Here is a 16,336-nt window from a genome sequence, read left to right as displayed (position 1 = left end):
CAGCTGGTCACTTCGCGGCCTTCCACGCCCGACAGCCCTCTTGCCGGGCGGCCCTGGCGGCATGGAGAATGTGAGGCACAGCACATTGAAACAGGGAGACCATGAGCCGCGCCAGACCTCGACCGATCGCTGGCGGCGCGTCATGACCGCTCTGCGCGAGGACGGCGGCTTCGAGGCCACGGCCAGCTCCCTGGTCCCCCTGTTCCGGCCCCAACTCCCCGAACTCGTCGCGCGTATCACGCAGGACATCCAGACCAACGTCCCCGCGTACGCAGGCCCCGCCCACGGCCGGCGTCACCGGCTGATCACGCTGGCGGTCAACGGCGCGGTGAGTCACTTCCTCGACCTCCTCGAGGGCGGCGGCACGAGCGGTGATCGAGTCGACGACCTGTTCCGCAAGATGGGCTACGGCGAGGCACTCGGCGGGCACGACCTCAGCGCCATGCGGGCCTCCTACCGGATCGCGCGGCATCAAGGGTGGGAGTATCTGCGGTCCTTCGCGGTGGCTCAGGAGCTGAGTGCTGAGACGCTCGGCCTGCTCGGCGACGCCCTCCTCGCCTACATCGATCACCTCACCGAGCAGGCGTCGATCGGCTGGCGGACGGCGCGCGAGACGATCGAACGCGACCGTGATCGCAACCGGCGCCGGCTCGTCGTCGCACTCCTGGAAGGACGCAACAGCGACGTGCCCACGCTCGCCGCGCACGCGGGATGGGAGATCCCGGACCGGTTCGTCGTGCTCGCCGTCGCGCCTCGCCGTCGCCGCGACAGCCTCGAGCTTCCCGATCTCGGCCCGTCGGCGATCGTCAACGCCGGGCCCGATTCCGCCGCCGTGCTGACGGCACCCGACGGGGTCGACGCGGTCATGAAGACGCTGAGATCGGCGTCCCCCGCCGTCCGTTTCGCCTTCAGCTGGCCGGTCGCTCGCCCCGACCTCCCCGACGCCCACCGCTGGGTGATCCGGGCCCTCGAACTCGGCGCGGCGGGCGTCATCACCGACGGTGCCGTGATCGACTGCGGACGTCACCGCACCCAACTGTGGCTCCATTCCGAGCCCGCCCTCCGTCGCGGGATGGTGCAGGAGTTGCTGCGCCCGCTACTCGCCGAGACCCCCAACTCGCGCGAGATCCTCTCCGAGACGCTGCTGGCCTGGCTCGAGACGCGCGACAGCGCTCCGGCCATCGCCGGCCGGCTCGGCGTCCATCCGCAGACCGTCCGTTATCGGTGGAAGCGCATCAACGAGATCTTCGGTGAGGCGCTGCACGACCCCGACTTCATCGTCCAGATCACGATGTTGCTCAAGGCGAGCGTCCCGTTGTGGAAAGCGGGCGACCAGAGCGACTTCGAACGCTTCCACGCCGAAGAGAACGCATGAACCATCGCCTCATCTGGGTGGCCGCGGCCGCCATCGTCCTCGCCGTGTGGTGGATTCTCGACGGTCCCCTGTGGGCGCTCGTCGCGGCCGTCGGCACGCTCGTGGTCACCGCTCCCGCAGCTTTCGACCTCGGTGCCCGCAGCGCTGAGCGTTCCTTGCTGCGTGCCGCTCGCAAGCGCGGACTCGAACTTCCCGCCGACCCGCGCATCGATCATCTGGTGATGGACAAGCAGGGCTACCTGACGACGGGGACGTTGCGCGTCGCCTCGGTCGAACCCGTCCGCGCCGACTACGACCGCGACATGCGGTGGTTCGCCGGCGCACTGGAGCATCACTCGGATCATCCGGTGGGCAAGGCACTCGCCCGCCTCGCCACCCGAGGACGCGTGACCGACGTCGTGCATCATCGCGATGCCGGCATCAGCGGCGTGGTCGACAAACACCCCGTGCGCGTCGGTCGCCCCGACTGGATCGGCGTCCCGGACCCCGGCCGGTTGGGCACAACCGTGGGCGTGGAGGTCGACGAGCGGCCGCTCGGAACGATCACCCTGGTCGACACGGTCGCACCGCACGCAGCCGACGGCGTCGCCCAGTTACGTGAGCTGGGCATCACCGCCGTCCTCGCCACCACGGACTCCGCACGGAACGCGGAGCACCTCGCCGACATCGTCGGAATCGACCGTTGCTTCGCATCGACGACGCCGGAGCAGGCGAAGGCAGCGCTACACGCCGACGGCCGCCGCGCCGACGTCCTGCCCGCGCCGGCCGCGCCGAGCGACCTGCGCCTCGTCGCCGAGGCGTACGCGCTCGCCCGCGATCTTCCGGCACGCATCCACCGCAGCCGCCGTGCGGCTCTCGTCGTGAGCATCGCGGCCGGTCTCGTGGTGGCCTCGTCGCCGGCCCTCGCGGTCTTCCCGGCGCGATAGGTCGCCCACGGGTGCTGTGTCACCTATGACACAGTGACTCCATGTCCGTCGCCCTCGCCCGCGAGCTCATCGACGCCCGCGCCAATCAGCTGACGCCTACTGTCTTCACCGACCGGATCGTGGAGGTCGGCGCGCAGATCGGCGCCCACGTCCGGGTCCACGACGAAGCATGGCTTCGTGAGCATCGGATGGGCGGGCTGCTCGCGATCGGTAGCGGATCGGCAGAGCCGACGCGGCTCGCCGAGGTGTGGTGGGGCCCGCAGGACAGCCCCGCCGAAGGCTCGGTGGCGCTGGTGGGCAAGGGCGTCACCTTCGACAGCGGCGGCCTGTCACTCAAGAGCAGCGCGGCCATGGTCGGCATGCACACGGACATGGCCGGGGCGGCCACCGTGCTTGCCGCGATGGCAGAGCTGACACGACACGGCGCCCCGCCGCTGCCCGTGCACGCCGTGCTTCCGATCGCGGAGAATCTTCCCGGCCCCACCGCGGTGCGCCCCGGCGATGTGGTGGAGACCTTCGGCGGTCTCGGTGTGGAAGTGGTGGACACCGACTTCGAAGGGCGCGTGATGATGGCCGACGCCCTCGCGTACGCGAGCAGCCACCGGCCGCGTGCCGTGATCGACGTCGCGACGTTGACGTACCAGTCGATCGTCGCGCTCGGCCCCCGGATCGGCGCGATCATCGGTCGCGATCTGGATCTCCGCGCCGAGGTGGAGGACGCCGGGCGGGAGGCCGACGAGACCTGGTGGCCCTTGCCCTGGGCGCCGCAGTACCGCGATCAGCTGCGTTCGTCAGCCCCCGGCGCGTCACTGCGCAACCACCCCGGCAGCGATACCGGACGTGCCCTCACCGCAGCGTTGTTCCTCGGCGAGTTCGTCCCCGCCCACATCCCGTGGACGCACCTCGACATCGCCGGACCCGCCGTCGAGGGCTCCGGAGCCGACCTGCGCGCGACCGGCTTCGGCGTGCGCACCCTGGCGACCCTGCTGCGCCGACTCGCGAAGGGCTGAGGTCAGGGCGACGGAGTCCAGGTGTCGACTTCGCGGACCACCGCGGCGATGGCGTCCGCGATGTCCTGCGGAGTGCTGCCGCTCCGGCCTGCGGCCAGACCGGCCACGAAGGCGCTCAGCGGAGCCGCCGGGCGCACGACACCGTGAGCCACGTCGGCGGCCATGTCGAGCACGTCCTCCATCGGAACGAGACGCGGGTCGAGCCCGAAGCGTGTCGCCAGGTGCTCGGTCCACTCGGTCAGGACGTCGTCGGTCGCCATGGTTCCTCCAGGTCCTCGGGGGTGTCGATGTCGCGTACCAGCTCATCAGAGACGGCGAGCTCGGTGATGTCCAGGGGTGCGAGCGCACGGCGCAAAGCCGCATCCTGCACGTGGGGCAGTGCCGCAAGCGCCGAGCGCAGCGCATCCGCGCGATATCGTCCGGCGAGCCACTGGCGTCGGCCCGCGGTGTCGACCAGGCAGACGCCGTCGCCGGACACCGGGGTGACGGCGAGCCGTTCGGCGATGGCCCCGCCGTTCACGAGATCCACCGCAAGCAGCAGCACGTCCGCCGCGGATACGAGGGGCAGGGCCGCCGCAAGCGCCGCCACCGGGCCACCGTAAGGCGGGTCCTCGCGCACGACGGTCACCCCCGGCCCCGCGAGCTCAGGCGGCCCGACGACCACGACGGTCCGGCTGCCGATGCCCGACGCGGCCTCGAGAACCCGGTCCAGCAGCGTCCGTCCGGCGACCTCCAACAGCGGTTTGGAGCGCCCTCCCAGTCGTTGCGCGCGACCGCCGGCCAGGATGATGGCGTCGGGCGGGGTCATCGCACCACCAGGACGTCCACCCGGTCGCCGCGGCGCACCGCCGAGGTCCCACGCGGCACCACCGCCCATCCTTCGACCGCGGCGAGCGAGCCCGCGCGATGAGATCCGTGAGCGAGTGGGTGGACCCACGAGCCGTTCTCGGACACTTCGAGGCGGACCGCCGTGTACTGCTCCCGGTCGTCCTTCGAACTCCATCCCTGTGACGCCATCGCGCTCAGCGCCGGTCGAGTGATCTCCCGATGCCCGGCGAGCGCCAACACGGCCGGTCGCACGAACACCTCGACGCTGACCGCCGCGGCCACCGGGTTGCCCGGTACCCCCACGACGGGAACGTCTCCGACGAGCCCGAGTGCCTGGGGGCGCCCGGGCGACATCGCCACGCCGACGAACTCCAGATGGTCCGCCAGCGCCTGACGCACGACGTCGTAGTCGCCGGCGCTCACGCCACCCGACAGCACGACGAGGTCGACCTCGGCTGCATGAGCGCGGCGCAGAGCCTCCTGAACCGCCTCCGACTCATCCGGGACACTCGTGCGCAGCACGACGTCGGCCCCGGCCTCCTCGACCAGCGCCGCGATCATCAGCGAGTTGGACTCGGGGATCTGACCCGCGCCCAGCGCTTCGCCGGGGGCGCGCAGCTCGCTCCCGGTGGAGATCACCGCGAGGCGGGGGCGCTCGACGACGAGCACGTCCGCCACGCCCGTCGCCGCGAGTGCCGCCAGGGTCAACGCGTCCACGACCACGCCGGACTCGACGACGAGGTCCCCCACCTCCACATCCTCGGCGGTACGGCGGATGTGGCGACCGGCCTCGAGGACGGCGTCGATACGGACACGCTCGCGACCGTCGTCGGTGAGCTCGAATGGCACGACGGTGTCGGCGCCCTCGGGCAGCCGCGCTCCGGTCATGATGCGCACGGCTTCGCCTGCCCCCACCCGCACGGACGATGCAGCGCCTGCGCCGACGTGACCGACGACCGCCAAGGTCGCTCCCTCGCGCAGATCGACGTGGCGTACGGCGTACCCGTCCATCGCCGCGTTGTCGAAGCGCGGCACCGCCTCTTGGGCGGTCGCCGGCGCGGCCAGCACCCGGCCGTGCGCCTGGTCGAGCGGCACCCGCCGAGTCCGTCGGCGATCCGGAAGCATCGCGAGCACGTGCTCGCGATGCTCGGCGACGGTGCGCAGGGTCACCGTCCGGCGAGCGTCGTCAGGAGCACCACGGAGTCCTCGTGGGCCTGGAGATCGTGCCGATCGTCGGGAAGCACCAGCAACTCGCTCGCACCACCTTCCCAGCGCTCACTCTGGGTCGAGACGCTCACCCGCCCGCGGAGTACGAGCAATGTCGCCTCGGCGGGGGCCAGGTGCTCGTTCATCCCCGCGCCGCCACGCAATGCGATGAGCGTCTGACGCATCAGGTGCTGGCGGCCCGGATGCAGGGCCTGGGCGCTACGACCGCTGTCCGCGGAGCGCGCGTGCGCGAGATGCTCGTCGGCCAGTTCTTCGACGGAGATCGAGTCCATGCCCCGACGCTATCGGGGATCGGGCCGTTCGTCAGAGGTCGCCTTCTTGGCAGCCTTCTTCGCGGCCTTCTTGGCGGCCTTCTTGCCTCCGCGCGACGCGTTCGCGTCGAGAACCTTGGGTTCATGTGCGATGACGTAGGGAGTCTCACCCACGATCGCGCTGTGACTGCGCCACAGCAGGAACTTGATGCTGAGGTTGGTCATCGTGGCGAAGCGGTTGCGGTTGTCCAGCAGCGAGGCGATGTGCACTGCGACCCAGATCGCCCAGGCGATGAAACCCTTGAGCTTCGGCAGTCCCTTGACCTCGGCGATGGCCGAGGCGCGACCGATCGTGGCCATCGTGCCCTTGTCGCGGTACTTGAACGGCTTCGGGTCGGGCTTGCCCTCGACCTCGTTCTTGATGACGGTCGCGACATACTTGCCGCCCTGCAGCGCGGGCTGGGCGAGCTGCGGCAGCGGGGTGTCCGGGTTGACGGCGATGTCGCCGATCGCGAAGACGTTGCGGAACCCGCGCACCCGCTGGTGGTCGTCGATCTCGATGCGTCCGCCGCGGCCTTGGGGCAGACCCCACTCGCCGACCACCGAGTGTGCCGTGACGCCCGAGGCCCAGACGACGATGCCGGCCTCGAGGAACTCCTCGGTGCCGTTGCTCTCCACCAGCACGCCGTCAGGGCGCACTTCCTTCACCGCGGTGCCGAGGCGCAGGTCGATCTCGCGCTTCTCGAGCGCCTTGCGGGCGTAGTCGCGCAGGCGGGCGTCGAACGGCCCGAGCACGTGCGGGGCCATCTCGACGAGGGTGATGTGCACCCGATCGCGGTCGAGTTCGGGGTAGGTCGTGGGCAGGTCCAGATTGCGCATCTCGGCCAGCGCACCGGCCATCTCGACACCGGTGGCACCGCCGCCGACCACGACGACGCGAAGATCGCGGTTCTGACCGTTGATCGCGGCGTCCTCGAGGTTGGCGAACATGCGGTCGCGCAGGGCGAGCGCCTGGGTGCGTCGGTAGAGCGGCATCGAGTACTCGGCCGCGCCCTCGATCCCGAAGAAGTTGGCCGTGACGCCGACGGCGACGACGAGGTAGTCGTAGCGGACGGTGATGTTGCCGTCCAGCAGCACCGATTGCTGGTCGTGGTCCATCGCGACGACGGTGCCCTTCACGAACCGCACGTTGTCCTGCTTCGCGCGCACGGCCCGCAGGAACCAGGTGATGTCGCCGGGATTCAGACTGGCCGTGGCCACCTGATAGAGCAGCGGCTGGAACGTGTTGTACGTGTGCCGGTCGATCAAGGTGATGTCGACGTCGGCGTTCTTGAGCTTGCGAACCGCTGCCAGTCCGCCGAATCCTCCTCCGACGACGACGACGTGAGGACGCTTCGTGGTTACCGGACCCGTCATGCCTCCAACCCTAGTGCGCCCACGTCGGAACTTCAGGGCGGGCGGGGAGGCTGTGATCTGGGTTACGCGGCGCCGAACCAGGCCTTGGCATCAGGCTTGCTGACCTGCACGAGCACGACGACCGCCGCGGCCGTCCACAGCAGACCGAGCGGGAAGAACAGCACCGACACGACCAGCGTGATGATCGACAACGCGAAGAGCGCCTTGCGCGCGGCGGGCGACCGGCGGGTGGCCGCCCACAGGGTGACCGCGAGTGCGATGAGTGCGAGGACGACCCACACCACCGCGGACCAGGTGATGATCGCGATCGCATCGTCGGCGCTCATCCGGCTCGAGCGCAGCACATCCTGCATGAAGCCCTGCTCGTTGAGCGTGCGTTCGTACTCGTCGCGGCCCACGGTGACCACGAGCAGCGACAGCGCCCCGAAACCGGCCACGACCGCCGCGCCGATCCCCGTGAGGAGCAACGAGAGCGTGACCGAGGCGGGCCGGCGGGCCGGAAGATAGGGCGGCAACTGCGCCGGCGCCGGTGCCGGCGGGCCGGACCATCCGCCCGGCGGAGGAGCCGCCGGGTGCGCAGTCTGTGGAGCGGACGGCTGCTGGCGGACTGCCGGCGCGGCCCCCAGCTCGAGCGGCTGCTCCTCGCCGGCGAAGAACCGGCGGGAGTCGGCGTTCCACAGCAGCGCGATGCACACGACCGCGATCAAGGCGGGCAGGAAGCCGACGAGACCCGAGGCCAGGAACGTCAGCGCCGCGAGTCCGCACAGGACGGTGAGGCCGATCTGCGAGCCGCGATCGCCACGGAACGCGAACACGGCGAACACCATGCCCGCGATCGAAGCGACGACGCCGGCCAGCAGCACCCATCGCAGGCCGTCGAGCACCGTCTGGACGTCGAGTTCGAGGCCGGCGAGCGGCTGCTGGTCGAGCACGTCGGCGATCTGGTCCTGCAACGCGATGGAGCCCCAGTCCCACAGCACGCTCAGCAGCGACATGAACAGGAACGCCGCACCGATACCGGCATACAGGCACGCGAGCGTGACGGACCGAGGACGTGGCGCAGCCATGCCCCTATCGAAGCAGATGCGCCAAGACCGACGAGGAGGTCACCCGCAGCGGGAGAGGTGGTCGCTCACCCCGGATCGGTGGTCGAGTAGGCCGGAGCGCTAGCGGAGTGCCGTATCGAGACCACGTCACGTGGTCTCGCTCCCTCGTCCCTCGGTCGCTACTCGACCGCCTAACCGGGGTGCAGGTGGTCGAGTAGGCCGGAGCGCTAGCGGAGCGCAGTATCGAGACCACGTCACGTCACACGGTCTCGCTCCCTCGTCCCTCGGTCGCTACTCGACCACCTAACCCGGGCGTAGGTGGTCGAGTAGGAGGTCGCTCAGCGACCGACATGGAGCCATCGCAGGAGGGGCGTAGCCGCGATGGAGCGAGACCACGTCACCTCGACTGGTCTCGCTCCGTGGCGGCTACGCCCTCATTGCCACGGCTCGTCCCTCGCCGCTACTCGACCACCTATGGCCGTTACGGGCGCGGGGGTGACGGTGAGTTCGTCGGCGTCGACGGCGCGGTCGACGCGGACGGTGTCGCCGTCGCGAACCTCGCCGGACAGCAACTCGCGGGCGAGCCGGTCGCCGATCGCCTGCTGAACCAGGCGTCGCAGCGGACGTGCACCGTAGGCCGGGTCCCACCCGGTCAGGGCGAGCCATTCCTTGGCCGCATCGGTCACGTCGAGCGTGATGCGACGCGACTCGAGGCGACGCGCCAGCGAGTCGAGCTGCAGATCGACGATCCGCGTGAGCTCCTCGGTCCCGAGCGCCTCGAACATCACGACCTCGTCGAGTCGGTTGAGGAACTCGGGCTTGAACGAGGACCGGACGATGTCCATCACCGCGTTCTTCTTGGCCGCGTCGTCGAGCGTCGGGTCCACGAGGAACTGCGACCCGAGGTTCGACGTGAGGATGAGGATCACGTTGCGGAAGTCGACCGTGCGCCCCTGACCGTCCGTGAGGCGTCCGTCGTCGAGCACCTGCAGGAGGATGTCGAAGACCTCGGGGTGCGCCTTCTCCACCTCATCCAGCAGCACGACCGAGTACGGACGGCGCCGGACGGCCTCGGTCAACTGACCGCCCTCGTCGTAGCCCACGTAGCCCGGAGGGGCGCCGACGAGGCGCGAGACGCTGTGCTTCTCGCCGTACTCGCTCATGTCGATGCGGACGATCGCCCGCTCATCGTCGAACAGGAAGTCCGCGAGACTCTTGGCCAGCTCGGTCTTGCCGACGCCGGTGGGCCCGAGGAACAGGAACGAGCCGGTGGGACGGTCCGGATCCGAGATGCCCGCCCGGGCACGACGGACGGCGTCGGACACAGCGCGGACGGCGTCACGCTGTCCGATCAACCGCTTGCCGAGTTCTGCCTCCATGTGCAGGAGCTTCTCGGTCTCCCCTTCGAGCAGACGGCCCGTCGGGATGCCCGTCCACGACGCCACCACCTCGGCGATGTCGTCGGGACCGACCTCCTCGTGGACCATGCGATCGGCGGTGGCGGTCTCCTCCGCGCGCTGGGCCTCGGCGAGCTGCGCCTCCATCTTCGGCAGTTCCCCGTACGTCAGCCGGGCCGCGGTCTCGAAGTCGCCTTCGCGCTGCGCCTTCTCGGCGGCCGTCCGAACCTCGTCGATCCGCTCCTTGATCTCGCCGACCGCGTTGAGGCTCTGCTTCTCGGCCTGCCACCGCTGTTCGAGCGCACGCAGGGCCTCGGTCTTGTCGGCCTTCTCGGCGCGCAGCTTCTCGAGGCGCTCGACGCTGGACTGGTCGGTCTCGTTCTCGAGGTGCAGTTCCTCCATCGTCAGCCGATCGACGGCGCGTCGCAGCTCGTCGATCTCGACGGGGCTGGAGTCGATCTCCATGCGCAGCCGGCTGGATGCCTCGTCGATGAGGTCGATCGCCTTGTCCGGCAGCTGTCGGCCGGGGATGTAGCGGTGCGAGAGCGTGGCCGCGGCCACCAGCGCGGCGTCGGCGATCTCGACCTTGTGGTGCGCCTCGTACTTCTCCTTGAGGCCGCGCAGGATCGCGATCGTGTCCTCGACGCTCGGCTCCCCGACGTAGACCTGCTGGAACCGCCGTTCGAGCGCCGGGTCCTTCTCGATCGACTCACGGTACTCGTCGAGCGTGGTCGCGCCGATCATGCGCAGTTCACCACGGGCGAGCATCGGCTTGAGCATGTTGCCCGCGTCCATCGCTCCCTCGCCGGAGGCGCCGGCGCCCACGACGGTGTGCAACTCGTCGATGAAGGTGACGATCTGCCCGTCGGACTGCTTGATCTCGTTGAGCACGGCCTTGAGCCGCTCCTCGAACTCGCCGCGGTACTTGGCGCCGGCGACCATCGCGCCGAGGTCGAGGCTGACGAGCCGGCGGTCACGCAGCGACTCGGGGACGTCGCCGTCGATGATGCGCTGAGCGAGACCTTCGACGACGGCCGTCTTGCCGACGCCGGGCTCGCCGATGAGGACGGGGTTGTTCTTCGTCCGGCGGCTGAGCACCTGGACGACGCGCCGGATCTCGGAGTCGCGGCCGATCACCGGGTCGAGCTTGCCGTCGCGGGCGAGCGCGGTGAGGTCGATGCCGTACTTCTCCAGCGCCTGGTAGCTGTCCTCGGCGTCGGCGCTCGTGACCTTGGCGCTGCCGCGGACCGCGCTGAAGGCGTCCTTGAGCGCGTCGGGAGTCGCGCCATGCCGCGCCAGCACGGCCTGCGCAGGCGACTGAACGGTGGCGATGCCGACGACGAGGTGCTCGGAGGACACGAACTCGTCGCCGAGCGAGGCAGCGTGGTCGATGGCACGCTGCAGCGCCTCGTGCGTCGCGCGGGCGAGCTGCGGGTTCTGCACGCTCGCGCCGGTCGCGGTCGGCAGGAGTTCGAGGCTCTGCTTGAGTTCGGCCAGGACGACCTGGGGGTCGGCGCCCGCTGCGGACAGCAGCGGCCCGGCCGTGCCGCCCTGCTGCTCGATGAGGGCGACGAGAAGGTGGGCAGGTTCGATGGTCGGGTTACCGGCCGCGGCCGCCGACGACATCGCGGCCGCCAGCGCCTGCTGGCTCCGCGTGGTGAGTTTCGAAAGATCCATGTACTGACTCCCCTGGTGACGAAGGTCTGCACCCGGTACAACGATGCTGAAGTTGAGTCCATTCCGCTCAACTTTGACATTCTTGCACTTTGTGACACAAACTGACTTTGCTGGACAAACTTGTTTGCATGGGACCAGGAGTATCGATGAGCGAGGACGACCGCGCGCCCACCCCTGAGGAGAGCTGGGCGATCATCGCCGCGCAGCGCCGCGAGGTACGTCGGCGCCTCAGCGTCGACGACCGTGTCCTGTACGGGGCCTGGGGGATCGCCTGGGGTGCCGGGTACGTCGCGATGTTCCTGGACACCGACCGTGAGGGCCTCCCCGGTTCCGTCGGTTCCGCGGTCTTCGGCGGGCTCATCATCGCCGCCATCGTCGTGACGATCGTTCACGCGGAGGGCCGCGCCAAGGGCCTCGGCGGAGCGGCGGGAGCCATGAACGCTCGACTCGGTGCCGCGTGGCCGGTCGCTTTCATCACGACGTTCTTCATCTTCGGTGCGATGTTCAGCGAGGGCCTGGAAGGTCCCGGCGTCGGCATCATCTCCAACGCCCTGCCCTGCCTCGTCGTGGCCTGCCTCTTCATGACCAGCGGCGCGGCGTGGGGTGATCGGCGCCAGTTCTGGCTGGGCGTCTGGATCGCCGTCACCGTCTCTGTCGCGTCGGTGACCGGACCGCCCTACCTGTACCTCGTCATGGCGGTGATGGGCGGCGGGGGCTTCCTCGTCGGTGCACTGCTGGACCACCTCGAACGGCGCCGCCGATGACCGACGGTGAACTCGACCCGGTGATCCACGCCCAGGCCCGGCTCCGGGTGGTCGCGACGCTGTCGGCGATGCCGAACCATGCGAGCATCACGTTCCCCCGCCTGCAGAAGCTGCTGGACATGACGGCCGGCAATCTCTCAACCCATCTGCGCAAACTCGAGGACGCGGGTTACGTCACCCAGACCAAGACCATCGAGGGCCGCAGCCCGGCCACCTACGTCGCCCTCACCCCCGCCGGACTCGCCGCGTTCGAGCGATACACCGCGCAGATCCGCTCCCTCATCGATCCCACAGGAGACCCCGCATGACCAGCCCACCCGTGGTCGACGTCGCCCACGTGACCAAGACGTTCGGCGAGAACCTGGCCCTCGACGACGTCACGCTGACGATCGCGCGCGGTGAGCTCGTCGGTCTCCTCGGCCCGAACGGCGCGGGGAAGTCGACGCTGATCTCGCTGCTGACCGGCCTGCGCAAACCGTCGAGCGGCAGTGTTCGGGTGCTCGGCGGCGATCCGCGCGATCCGGCGACACGAGTCGCCGTCGGGTCGACACCTCAGCAGACGGGCCTGCCCGAGACCTTGAAGGTCGACGAGGTCGTCGAGTTCGTCTCGCGGCACTATCCCGATCCTGCCGACGCCGACGAGCTGCTCGAGCGCTTCGGACTCACCGACCTCGTCCACCGGCAGTGCGGTGCCCTCTCCGGCGGACAGCAGCGCCGGTTCGCCGTCGCGCTCGCCATGCTGGGCCGCCCGGCACTCGTACTGCTCGACGAACCGACGACCGGGCTCGACATCGACGCCCGGCACACGCTGTGGAACGCCATCGAGGCGTACCAGGCCGAGGGCGGCACCGTCCTCGTGACCAGCCACTACCTCGAGGAGATCCAACGGCTCGCGCAGCGAGTCGTCGTCATCGATCACGGCCGGGTGCTCGTCGACGACACCACACGTGCGGTCATCGACCGCGTCGACGTCGACCGCGTCGCCCTCGTCAGCGCGGACGCCCGCTTGGCCGACCTTCCGGAGGTCATGAGCCTGGAGCGCGAAGGCGAGGACGTCACGCTCCTGACGCCGGATGCCGACGCGCTCGTTCGGCGCCTCGTCACGGAGGACATCGAGTTCCGCAGGCTCCGCGTGGCGGGCGCCTCGCTCGAGGACGCCTTCGCCCAACTCACCGCACTGACCGCAGGAGACCACCGATGAGCACGTCGTCGCTGCCGCGGCTCACCGCCGCCCACGCCAAGATCAATCTGCTGGAAGTGCTGCGCGAGCCGATCGCGATCGTCGGCACGACGGTGTTCCCCTCGCTGGCGCTGCTGTTCTTCGTGGTCCCACAGCGGATCATCGCCGATGACCGGGTGGCCGCCACCGGCGCTGCCGCTCAGCTCGCCGCGGTCGCGGTGATGTCGGTGTGCCTGTTCACCTTCGGTGCCGGCATCGCGGAGGACCGGGCGCGGCCGTTCGACGCGTACCTCCGCACGCTGCCCGCCGGGCCGCTCCCCCAGGTGCTCGGCCGCGTGGCGAACGGCGTGATCCTGTCGGTTCTCGGCCTCATCCCGATCGTGGTGATCGCCGGGTTGCTGACCGAAGCACGACTCGCCCCCGAGCGCTTGCTCCTCACGCTGGCGATGTTGCTGGTGGGCGCGGTGCCGCTGCTGCTGATCGGCTTCGCCGTGGGCTACATGCTGCGCCAGAAGTCGGCGATCGCCGTCGCGCAGTTGCTGTTCTTCGGTCTCGCGTTCGGTGGCGGCATGTTCGTCCCGCCGGAGGTGTTCCCCTCGTGGCTCGACGCGATCTCGCAAGCGCTGCCGAGCCGTGGCGCTCGTGACCTCGTGGTCTGGGCGGTCGGCAGCGGCGACATCGGACTCGCGACCGTCGCCTCGCTTGCGGGGTGGACGGCGGTCGGGGCGCTGGCCACCCTCTGGGCCTTCCGTCGCGACGAGGGCCGCCGCTTCCGCTGAGCAGCGCCCTGACACCACGAGGGCGGTGAGTGAGCGTCCATTCTCGAGGTCGAGATGGACGCTCACTCACCGCCCTGCGTGACGAACGGACGCTAACTCACCGCTCCGGCGGGGGCGGGGGCGTCGGGGCTCCCTTCGGCGGAGTGATCTTCGGGTAGGTGGCCGTGGTCGCCGCACCGGCGCTCGGGGCCGCCGCGGTGGCCGCGCCGGGGAGCTCACGTCCCGGAGCCGGGTCCCAGTGGGTGTCCACGACCCGCTTCTGCATCAGCATCGCGCCAGCCAGGATCAGCAGGCCGAGGAGCGCCATGACGATCAAGCCGCCGACGGAGCCGATCTTGGCGCCGTTTCCGATGAGGATGCCGAACCAGCCGAAGTCCGTGTCACCGAATGTCGTGTTGGCGCTACCGAAGTCACCGAGCACCTTGAGCAGCAGCGCGGGCAGGAAGGTGATCAGCAGACCGTTCACGAAACCGCCGGCGACAGCACCACGGCGGCCGCCGGTGGCGTTGCCGTAGACGCCTGCCGCACCACCGGTGAAGAAGTGCGGGACCAGGCCGGGCAGGATCAGCGCGAGGCCCAACGCGGGGTTCAGCCACAGCGACAGCACGGCGAGGCCGATCAGACCGCCGGTGAAGCTCGAGACGAAGCCGACGAGCACGGCGTTCTGTGCGTACGGGAAGACGATCGGCGCGTCGAGCGCGGGGATCGCGCCCGGCACGACCTTGGCGGCGATGCCCTGGAACGCGGGCACGAGCTCACCGAGGATCGTGCGGACGCCGAACAAGATGACCGCGACGGCGACACCGAACTGCAGACCCTGGGTGACCGACAGCATGAGGTAGTTGCCGACGTTCGCCGCCCCTCCGAAGGCGTCGAACGCCTCCTCCTGACCGACCCGGCCGAGGGCGATGAGCGCGACGACAACGTACATGAGCACCATGGAGAGCGCCGTGGCGACCATCGAGTCACGCAGGAAGCGCAGTGATTCGGGCAGCTTCATGTCTTCGGTCGAGCGGCTGTTCTTGCCGACGACCCGACCGACGGCACCGGCCGCCACATAGCCCGCTGTGCCGAAGTGGCCGATGGCGACGCTGTCGTCACCGGTGATCCGGCGTGTCCAGGGGTGGGCGAGGGCGGGCAACGACACCATGAGGATGCCCAGCAGCGCACCGCCGAGGACCACGGTGATCGTGCCGTTGTAACCGGCCGACGCCAGCACGATGGTCAGCAGCGTCGCCATGAAGAGGATGTGATGTCCGGTCAGGAACACGTAGCTCAACGGGGTGAACCGCGCGAGCACGAGACTCACCGCGAAGCCCAGGATCATCAGCCACGCGACCTGCGCGCCGTACTCCGACTGAGCGATACCGACGATCGCCTCATTGGTCGGGATGACGCCCTGCGCACCCGTGGCCGCCTGGATGAGCACACCGAGCGGGTCGAGCGACGCGACGACGAGTGTCGCGCCGGCTCCGATGAGCAGGAAACCGAGCGTGGCCTTCATGGCCCCGCCGATGACCTGGCCCGTCGTCTTGCGAAGCGCGATCAGACCGACCGCGGTGATGATGCCGATGAGAAACGCCGGAACGCTGAGGATCTCGTTGACGAGGAACTCGGCGATGGCGACCAACCAGTCCATAGGGGACCTTCCTAGACGTCGTAGAGCTCGCGCAGCGCGGCGTCGAGCTCGGTGGTGCTGGTGAAGTTCTCGATGACCTTGACCGGAACGCCGACGTCACCGAGCGTGCGGGCGATCTCGCCGGAGGTCAGGATGAGGTCGGCGTCCTTGGCCTTGCCGCGCGCCGAGATGGTGTCCGTCGCCTCGACGCTCACGAAGGGCGACCACTTCCAGCGGTCGAGCACCTGCTCGAGCGTGTTCTTGAGGAACAAACTCGTGCCGAGGCCGTTACCGCACACGGTGAGGATGAGGTTGCGCGAGCCGCCGCCGGACCCGGCCGGGGCGCTCTGGGCGGCCTCCTCGTCGCCACCGAGGATCGCGAGGATCTCGGCCGGCGAACCGGCAGCGTCGAGCGCGGCCTTGGTCGCCGGATCCCCGATGACCTTCGCGAGCTCGGCCATCGCGGTGGTGTGGGCGCCGTCGTCCTTCGCGGCGAGCGCGACGACGAGGGTGACCGGATCGTTCGACGGATGCCCGAAGGACACCGGGTCGGCGAGCCGGACCCAGGAGAGGCCCGTGCGCTGCACGTCCTCCGTCGGACGGGCGTGCGCGAAGGCGAAGCCGGGCGCGATGACGATGTAGGGACCGTTCTGCGTGACGTTGTCGATCATCGCCTGCGTGTAGCCACTGTCGGCGACCCCGGACTGCTCCAGCAGGGACCCGGCGATCGTGATCGCGGACTGCCAGTCAGGGGCCTCGACGTCGAGGGAGATCGCGTCCTCACGCAGCAGAGGTGCGAGAGCGGACATGCCCCGAGGGTACCTCCGCGGGGATCCGGACGA

16 protein-coding genes are annotated in these 16,336 nt (G+C 69.7%); 7 read left to right on the top strand and 9 right to left on the bottom strand.

Features of this window, described 5'->3' with window-relative positions:
• Window positions 1–142 precede the first annotated feature (142 nt).
• From EHW97_RS02080 to EHW97_RS02070, 3 genes are read left to right on the top strand one after another with little or no spacing between them, the layout of a single operon-like run.
• Window positions 143–1,375: a PucR-like N-terminal domain-containing protein gene (locus EHW97_RS02080; RefSeq protein ID WP_124235513.1), complete on the top strand. Its 1,233-nt coding sequence runs from the start codon at window positions 143–145 to the stop codon at window positions 1,373–1,375.
• Window positions 1,372–2,301, top strand: coding sequence for an HAD family hydrolase (locus EHW97_RS02075; RefSeq protein ID WP_124235512.1), 930 nt, complete (start codon window positions 1,372–1,374; stop codon window positions 2,299–2,301). The genes EHW97_RS02080 and EHW97_RS02075 overlap by 4 nt, the downstream gene beginning before the upstream one ends.
• 41 nt (window positions 2,302–2,342) lie before the next feature.
• Window positions 2,343–3,311 carry a M17 family metallopeptidase gene (locus EHW97_RS02070; RefSeq protein ID WP_124235511.1) on the top strand — a complete coding sequence of 323 codons (969 nt, stop codon included), beginning with the start codon at window positions 2,343–2,345 and terminating at the stop codon, window positions 3,309–3,311.
• A 2-nt stretch (window positions 3,312–3,313) separates the two neighbouring features.
• Here EHW97_RS02070 and EHW97_RS02065 read toward each other — a convergent pair whose 3' ends face one another.
• The 7 genes from EHW97_RS02065 to clpB all read right to left on the bottom strand — a co-directional run bounded on the left by EHW97_RS02065 (window position 3,314) and on the right by clpB (window position 11,153).
• Window positions 3,314–3,571, bottom strand: coding sequence for a DUF6457 domain-containing protein (locus EHW97_RS02065; protein ID WP_124235510.1), 258 nt, complete (start codon window positions 3,569–3,571; stop codon window positions 3,314–3,316).
• Window positions 3,550–4,119, bottom strand: coding sequence for a molybdenum cofactor guanylyltransferase (gene mobA, locus EHW97_RS02060; protein ID WP_124235509.1), 570 nt, complete (start codon window positions 4,117–4,119; stop codon window positions 3,550–3,552). The genes EHW97_RS02065 and mobA overlap by 22 nt, the downstream gene beginning before the upstream one ends.
• Window positions 4,116–5,309, bottom strand: coding sequence for a molybdopterin molybdotransferase MoeA (locus EHW97_RS02055; RefSeq protein ID WP_124235508.1), 1,194 nt, complete (start codon window positions 5,307–5,309; stop codon window positions 4,116–4,118). Before EHW97_RS02055 ends, mobA begins: the two co-directional genes overlap by 4 nt.
• Complete coding sequence (locus tag EHW97_RS02050) at window positions 5,306–5,638, bottom strand: cupin domain-containing protein (RefSeq protein ID WP_124235507.1); 333 nt, start codon at window positions 5,636–5,638, stop codon at window positions 5,306–5,308. The genes EHW97_RS02055 and EHW97_RS02050 overlap by 4 nt, the downstream gene beginning before the upstream one ends.
• Window positions 5,639–5,647: 9 nt before the next feature.
• The gene (locus tag EHW97_RS02045) at window positions 5,648–7,033 is read right to left on the bottom strand and encodes an NAD(P)/FAD-dependent oxidoreductase (RefSeq protein ID WP_124235506.1); all 1,386 of its coding nucleotides are present in this window, start codon (window positions 7,031–7,033) and stop codon (window positions 5,648–5,650) included.
• 62 nt (window positions 7,034–7,095) lie between these two features.
• Window positions 7,096–8,100, bottom strand: a complete 1,005-nt coding sequence (locus tag EHW97_RS02040) for a hypothetical protein (protein WP_124235505.1) — start codon at window positions 8,098–8,100, stop codon at window positions 7,096–7,098.
• Window positions 8,101–8,513: 413 nt separating this feature from the next.
• The gene (gene clpB / locus EHW97_RS02035) at window positions 8,514–11,153 is read right to left on the bottom strand and encodes an ATP-dependent chaperone ClpB (protein WP_124235504.1); all 2,640 of its coding nucleotides are present in this window, start codon (window positions 11,151–11,153) and stop codon (window positions 8,514–8,516) included.
• Window positions 11,154–11,299: 146 nt separating this feature from the next.
• Between clpB and EHW97_RS02030 the strand changes: the two genes are divergently transcribed.
• From EHW97_RS02030 to EHW97_RS02015, 4 genes are read left to right on the top strand one after another with little or no spacing between them, the layout of a single operon-like run.
• Window positions 11,300–11,917 (top strand): hypothetical protein, encoded by a 618-nt coding sequence (locus EHW97_RS02030; protein ID WP_124235503.1) that lies wholly within the window; start codon window positions 11,300–11,302, stop codon window positions 11,915–11,917.
• Window positions 11,914–12,225, top strand: coding sequence for a transcriptional regulator (locus EHW97_RS02025; RefSeq protein WP_124235502.1), 312 nt, complete (start codon window positions 11,914–11,916; stop codon window positions 12,223–12,225). The genes EHW97_RS02030 and EHW97_RS02025 overlap by 4 nt, the downstream gene beginning before the upstream one ends.
• Window positions 12,222–13,118, top strand: a complete 897-nt coding sequence (locus EHW97_RS02020; RefSeq protein WP_124235501.1) for an ABC transporter ATP-binding protein — start codon at window positions 12,222–12,224, stop codon at window positions 13,116–13,118. The genes EHW97_RS02025 and EHW97_RS02020 overlap by 4 nt, the downstream gene beginning before the upstream one ends.
• On the top strand, window positions 13,115–13,876 hold the full coding sequence (locus tag EHW97_RS02015; protein ID WP_124235500.1) for an ABC transporter permease: 762 nt from the start codon (window positions 13,115–13,117) through the stop codon (window positions 13,874–13,876). The genes EHW97_RS02020 and EHW97_RS02015 overlap by 4 nt, the downstream gene beginning before the upstream one ends.
• Before the next feature lie 97 nt (window positions 13,877–13,973).
• Here EHW97_RS02015 and EHW97_RS02010 read toward each other — a convergent pair whose 3' ends face one another.
• Window positions 13,974–15,515 carry a PTS ascorbate transporter subunit IIC gene (locus EHW97_RS02010; RefSeq protein ID WP_124235499.1) on the bottom strand — a complete coding sequence of 514 codons (1,542 nt, stop codon included), beginning with the start codon at window positions 15,513–15,515 and terminating at the stop codon, window positions 13,974–13,976.
• A gap of 11 nt (window positions 15,516–15,526) precedes the next feature.
• Window positions 15,527–16,303, bottom strand: a complete 777-nt coding sequence (locus EHW97_RS02005) for a PTS sugar transporter subunit IIAB (protein ID WP_124235498.1) — start codon at window positions 16,301–16,303, stop codon at window positions 15,527–15,529.
• Window positions 16,304–16,336 lie beyond the last annotated feature (33 nt).

Source organism: Aeromicrobium camelliae, assembly GCF_003850045.1.
GTDB lineage: Bacteria > Actinomycetota > Actinomycetes > Propionibacteriales > Nocardioidaceae > Aeromicrobium > Aeromicrobium camelliae.
Note: the sequence above shows the minus strand (reverse complement) of the source record. Positions and strands in the feature narration are given on the sequence as shown.

Bases quoted from the DNA above. Each gene is read 5' to 3' on its own strand.
- EHW97_RS02030 (WP_124235503.1), top strand. From the start codon at position 11,300: ATGAGCGAGGACGACCGCGCGCCCACCCCTGAGGAGAGCTGGGCGATC.
- clpB (WP_124235504.1), bottom strand. From the start codon at position 11,153: ATGGATCTTTCGAAACTCACCACGCGGAGCCAGCAGGCGCTGGCGGCC.
- EHW97_RS02005 (WP_124235498.1), bottom strand. From the start codon at position 16,303: ATGTCCGCTCTCGCACCTCTGCTGCGTGAGGACGCGATCTCCCTCGAC.
- EHW97_RS02010 (WP_124235499.1), bottom strand. From the start codon at position 15,515: ATGGACTGGTTGGTCGCCATCGCCGAGTTCCTCGTCAACGAGATCCTC.
- EHW97_RS02050 (WP_124235507.1), bottom strand. From the start codon at position 5,638: ATGGACTCGATCTCCGTCGAAGAACTGGCCGACGAGCATCTCGCGCAC.
- EHW97_RS02080 (WP_124235513.1), top strand. From the start codon at position 143: ATGACCGCTCTGCGCGAGGACGGCGGCTTCGAGGCCACGGCCAGCTCC.
- EHW97_RS02040 (WP_124235505.1), bottom strand. From the start codon at position 8,100: ATGGCTGCGCCACGTCCTCGGTCCGTCACGCTCGCGTGCCTGTATGCC.
- mobA (WP_124235509.1), bottom strand. From the start codon at position 4,119: ATGACCCCGCCCGACGCCATCATCCTGGCCGGCGGTCGCGCGCAACGA.
- EHW97_RS02015 (WP_124235500.1), top strand. From the start codon at position 13,115: ATGAGCACGTCGTCGCTGCCGCGGCTCACCGCCGCCCACGCCAAGATC.
- EHW97_RS02045 (WP_124235506.1), bottom strand. From the start codon at position 7,033: ATGACGGGTCCGGTAACCACGAAGCGTCCTCACGTCGTCGTCGTCGGA.
- EHW97_RS02020 (WP_124235501.1), top strand. From the start codon at position 12,222: ATGACCAGCCCACCCGTGGTCGACGTCGCCCACGTGACCAAGACGTTC.
- EHW97_RS02070 (WP_124235511.1), top strand. From the start codon at position 2,343: ATGTCCGTCGCCCTCGCCCGCGAGCTCATCGACGCCCGCGCCAATCAG.
- EHW97_RS02065 (WP_124235510.1), bottom strand. From the start codon at position 3,571: ATGGCGACCGACGACGTCCTGACCGAGTGGACCGAGCACCTGGCGACA.
- EHW97_RS02075 (WP_124235512.1), top strand. From the start codon at position 1,372: ATGAACCATCGCCTCATCTGGGTGGCCGCGGCCGCCATCGTCCTCGCC.
- EHW97_RS02025 (WP_124235502.1), top strand. From the start codon at position 11,914: ATGACCGACGGTGAACTCGACCCGGTGATCCACGCCCAGGCCCGGCTC.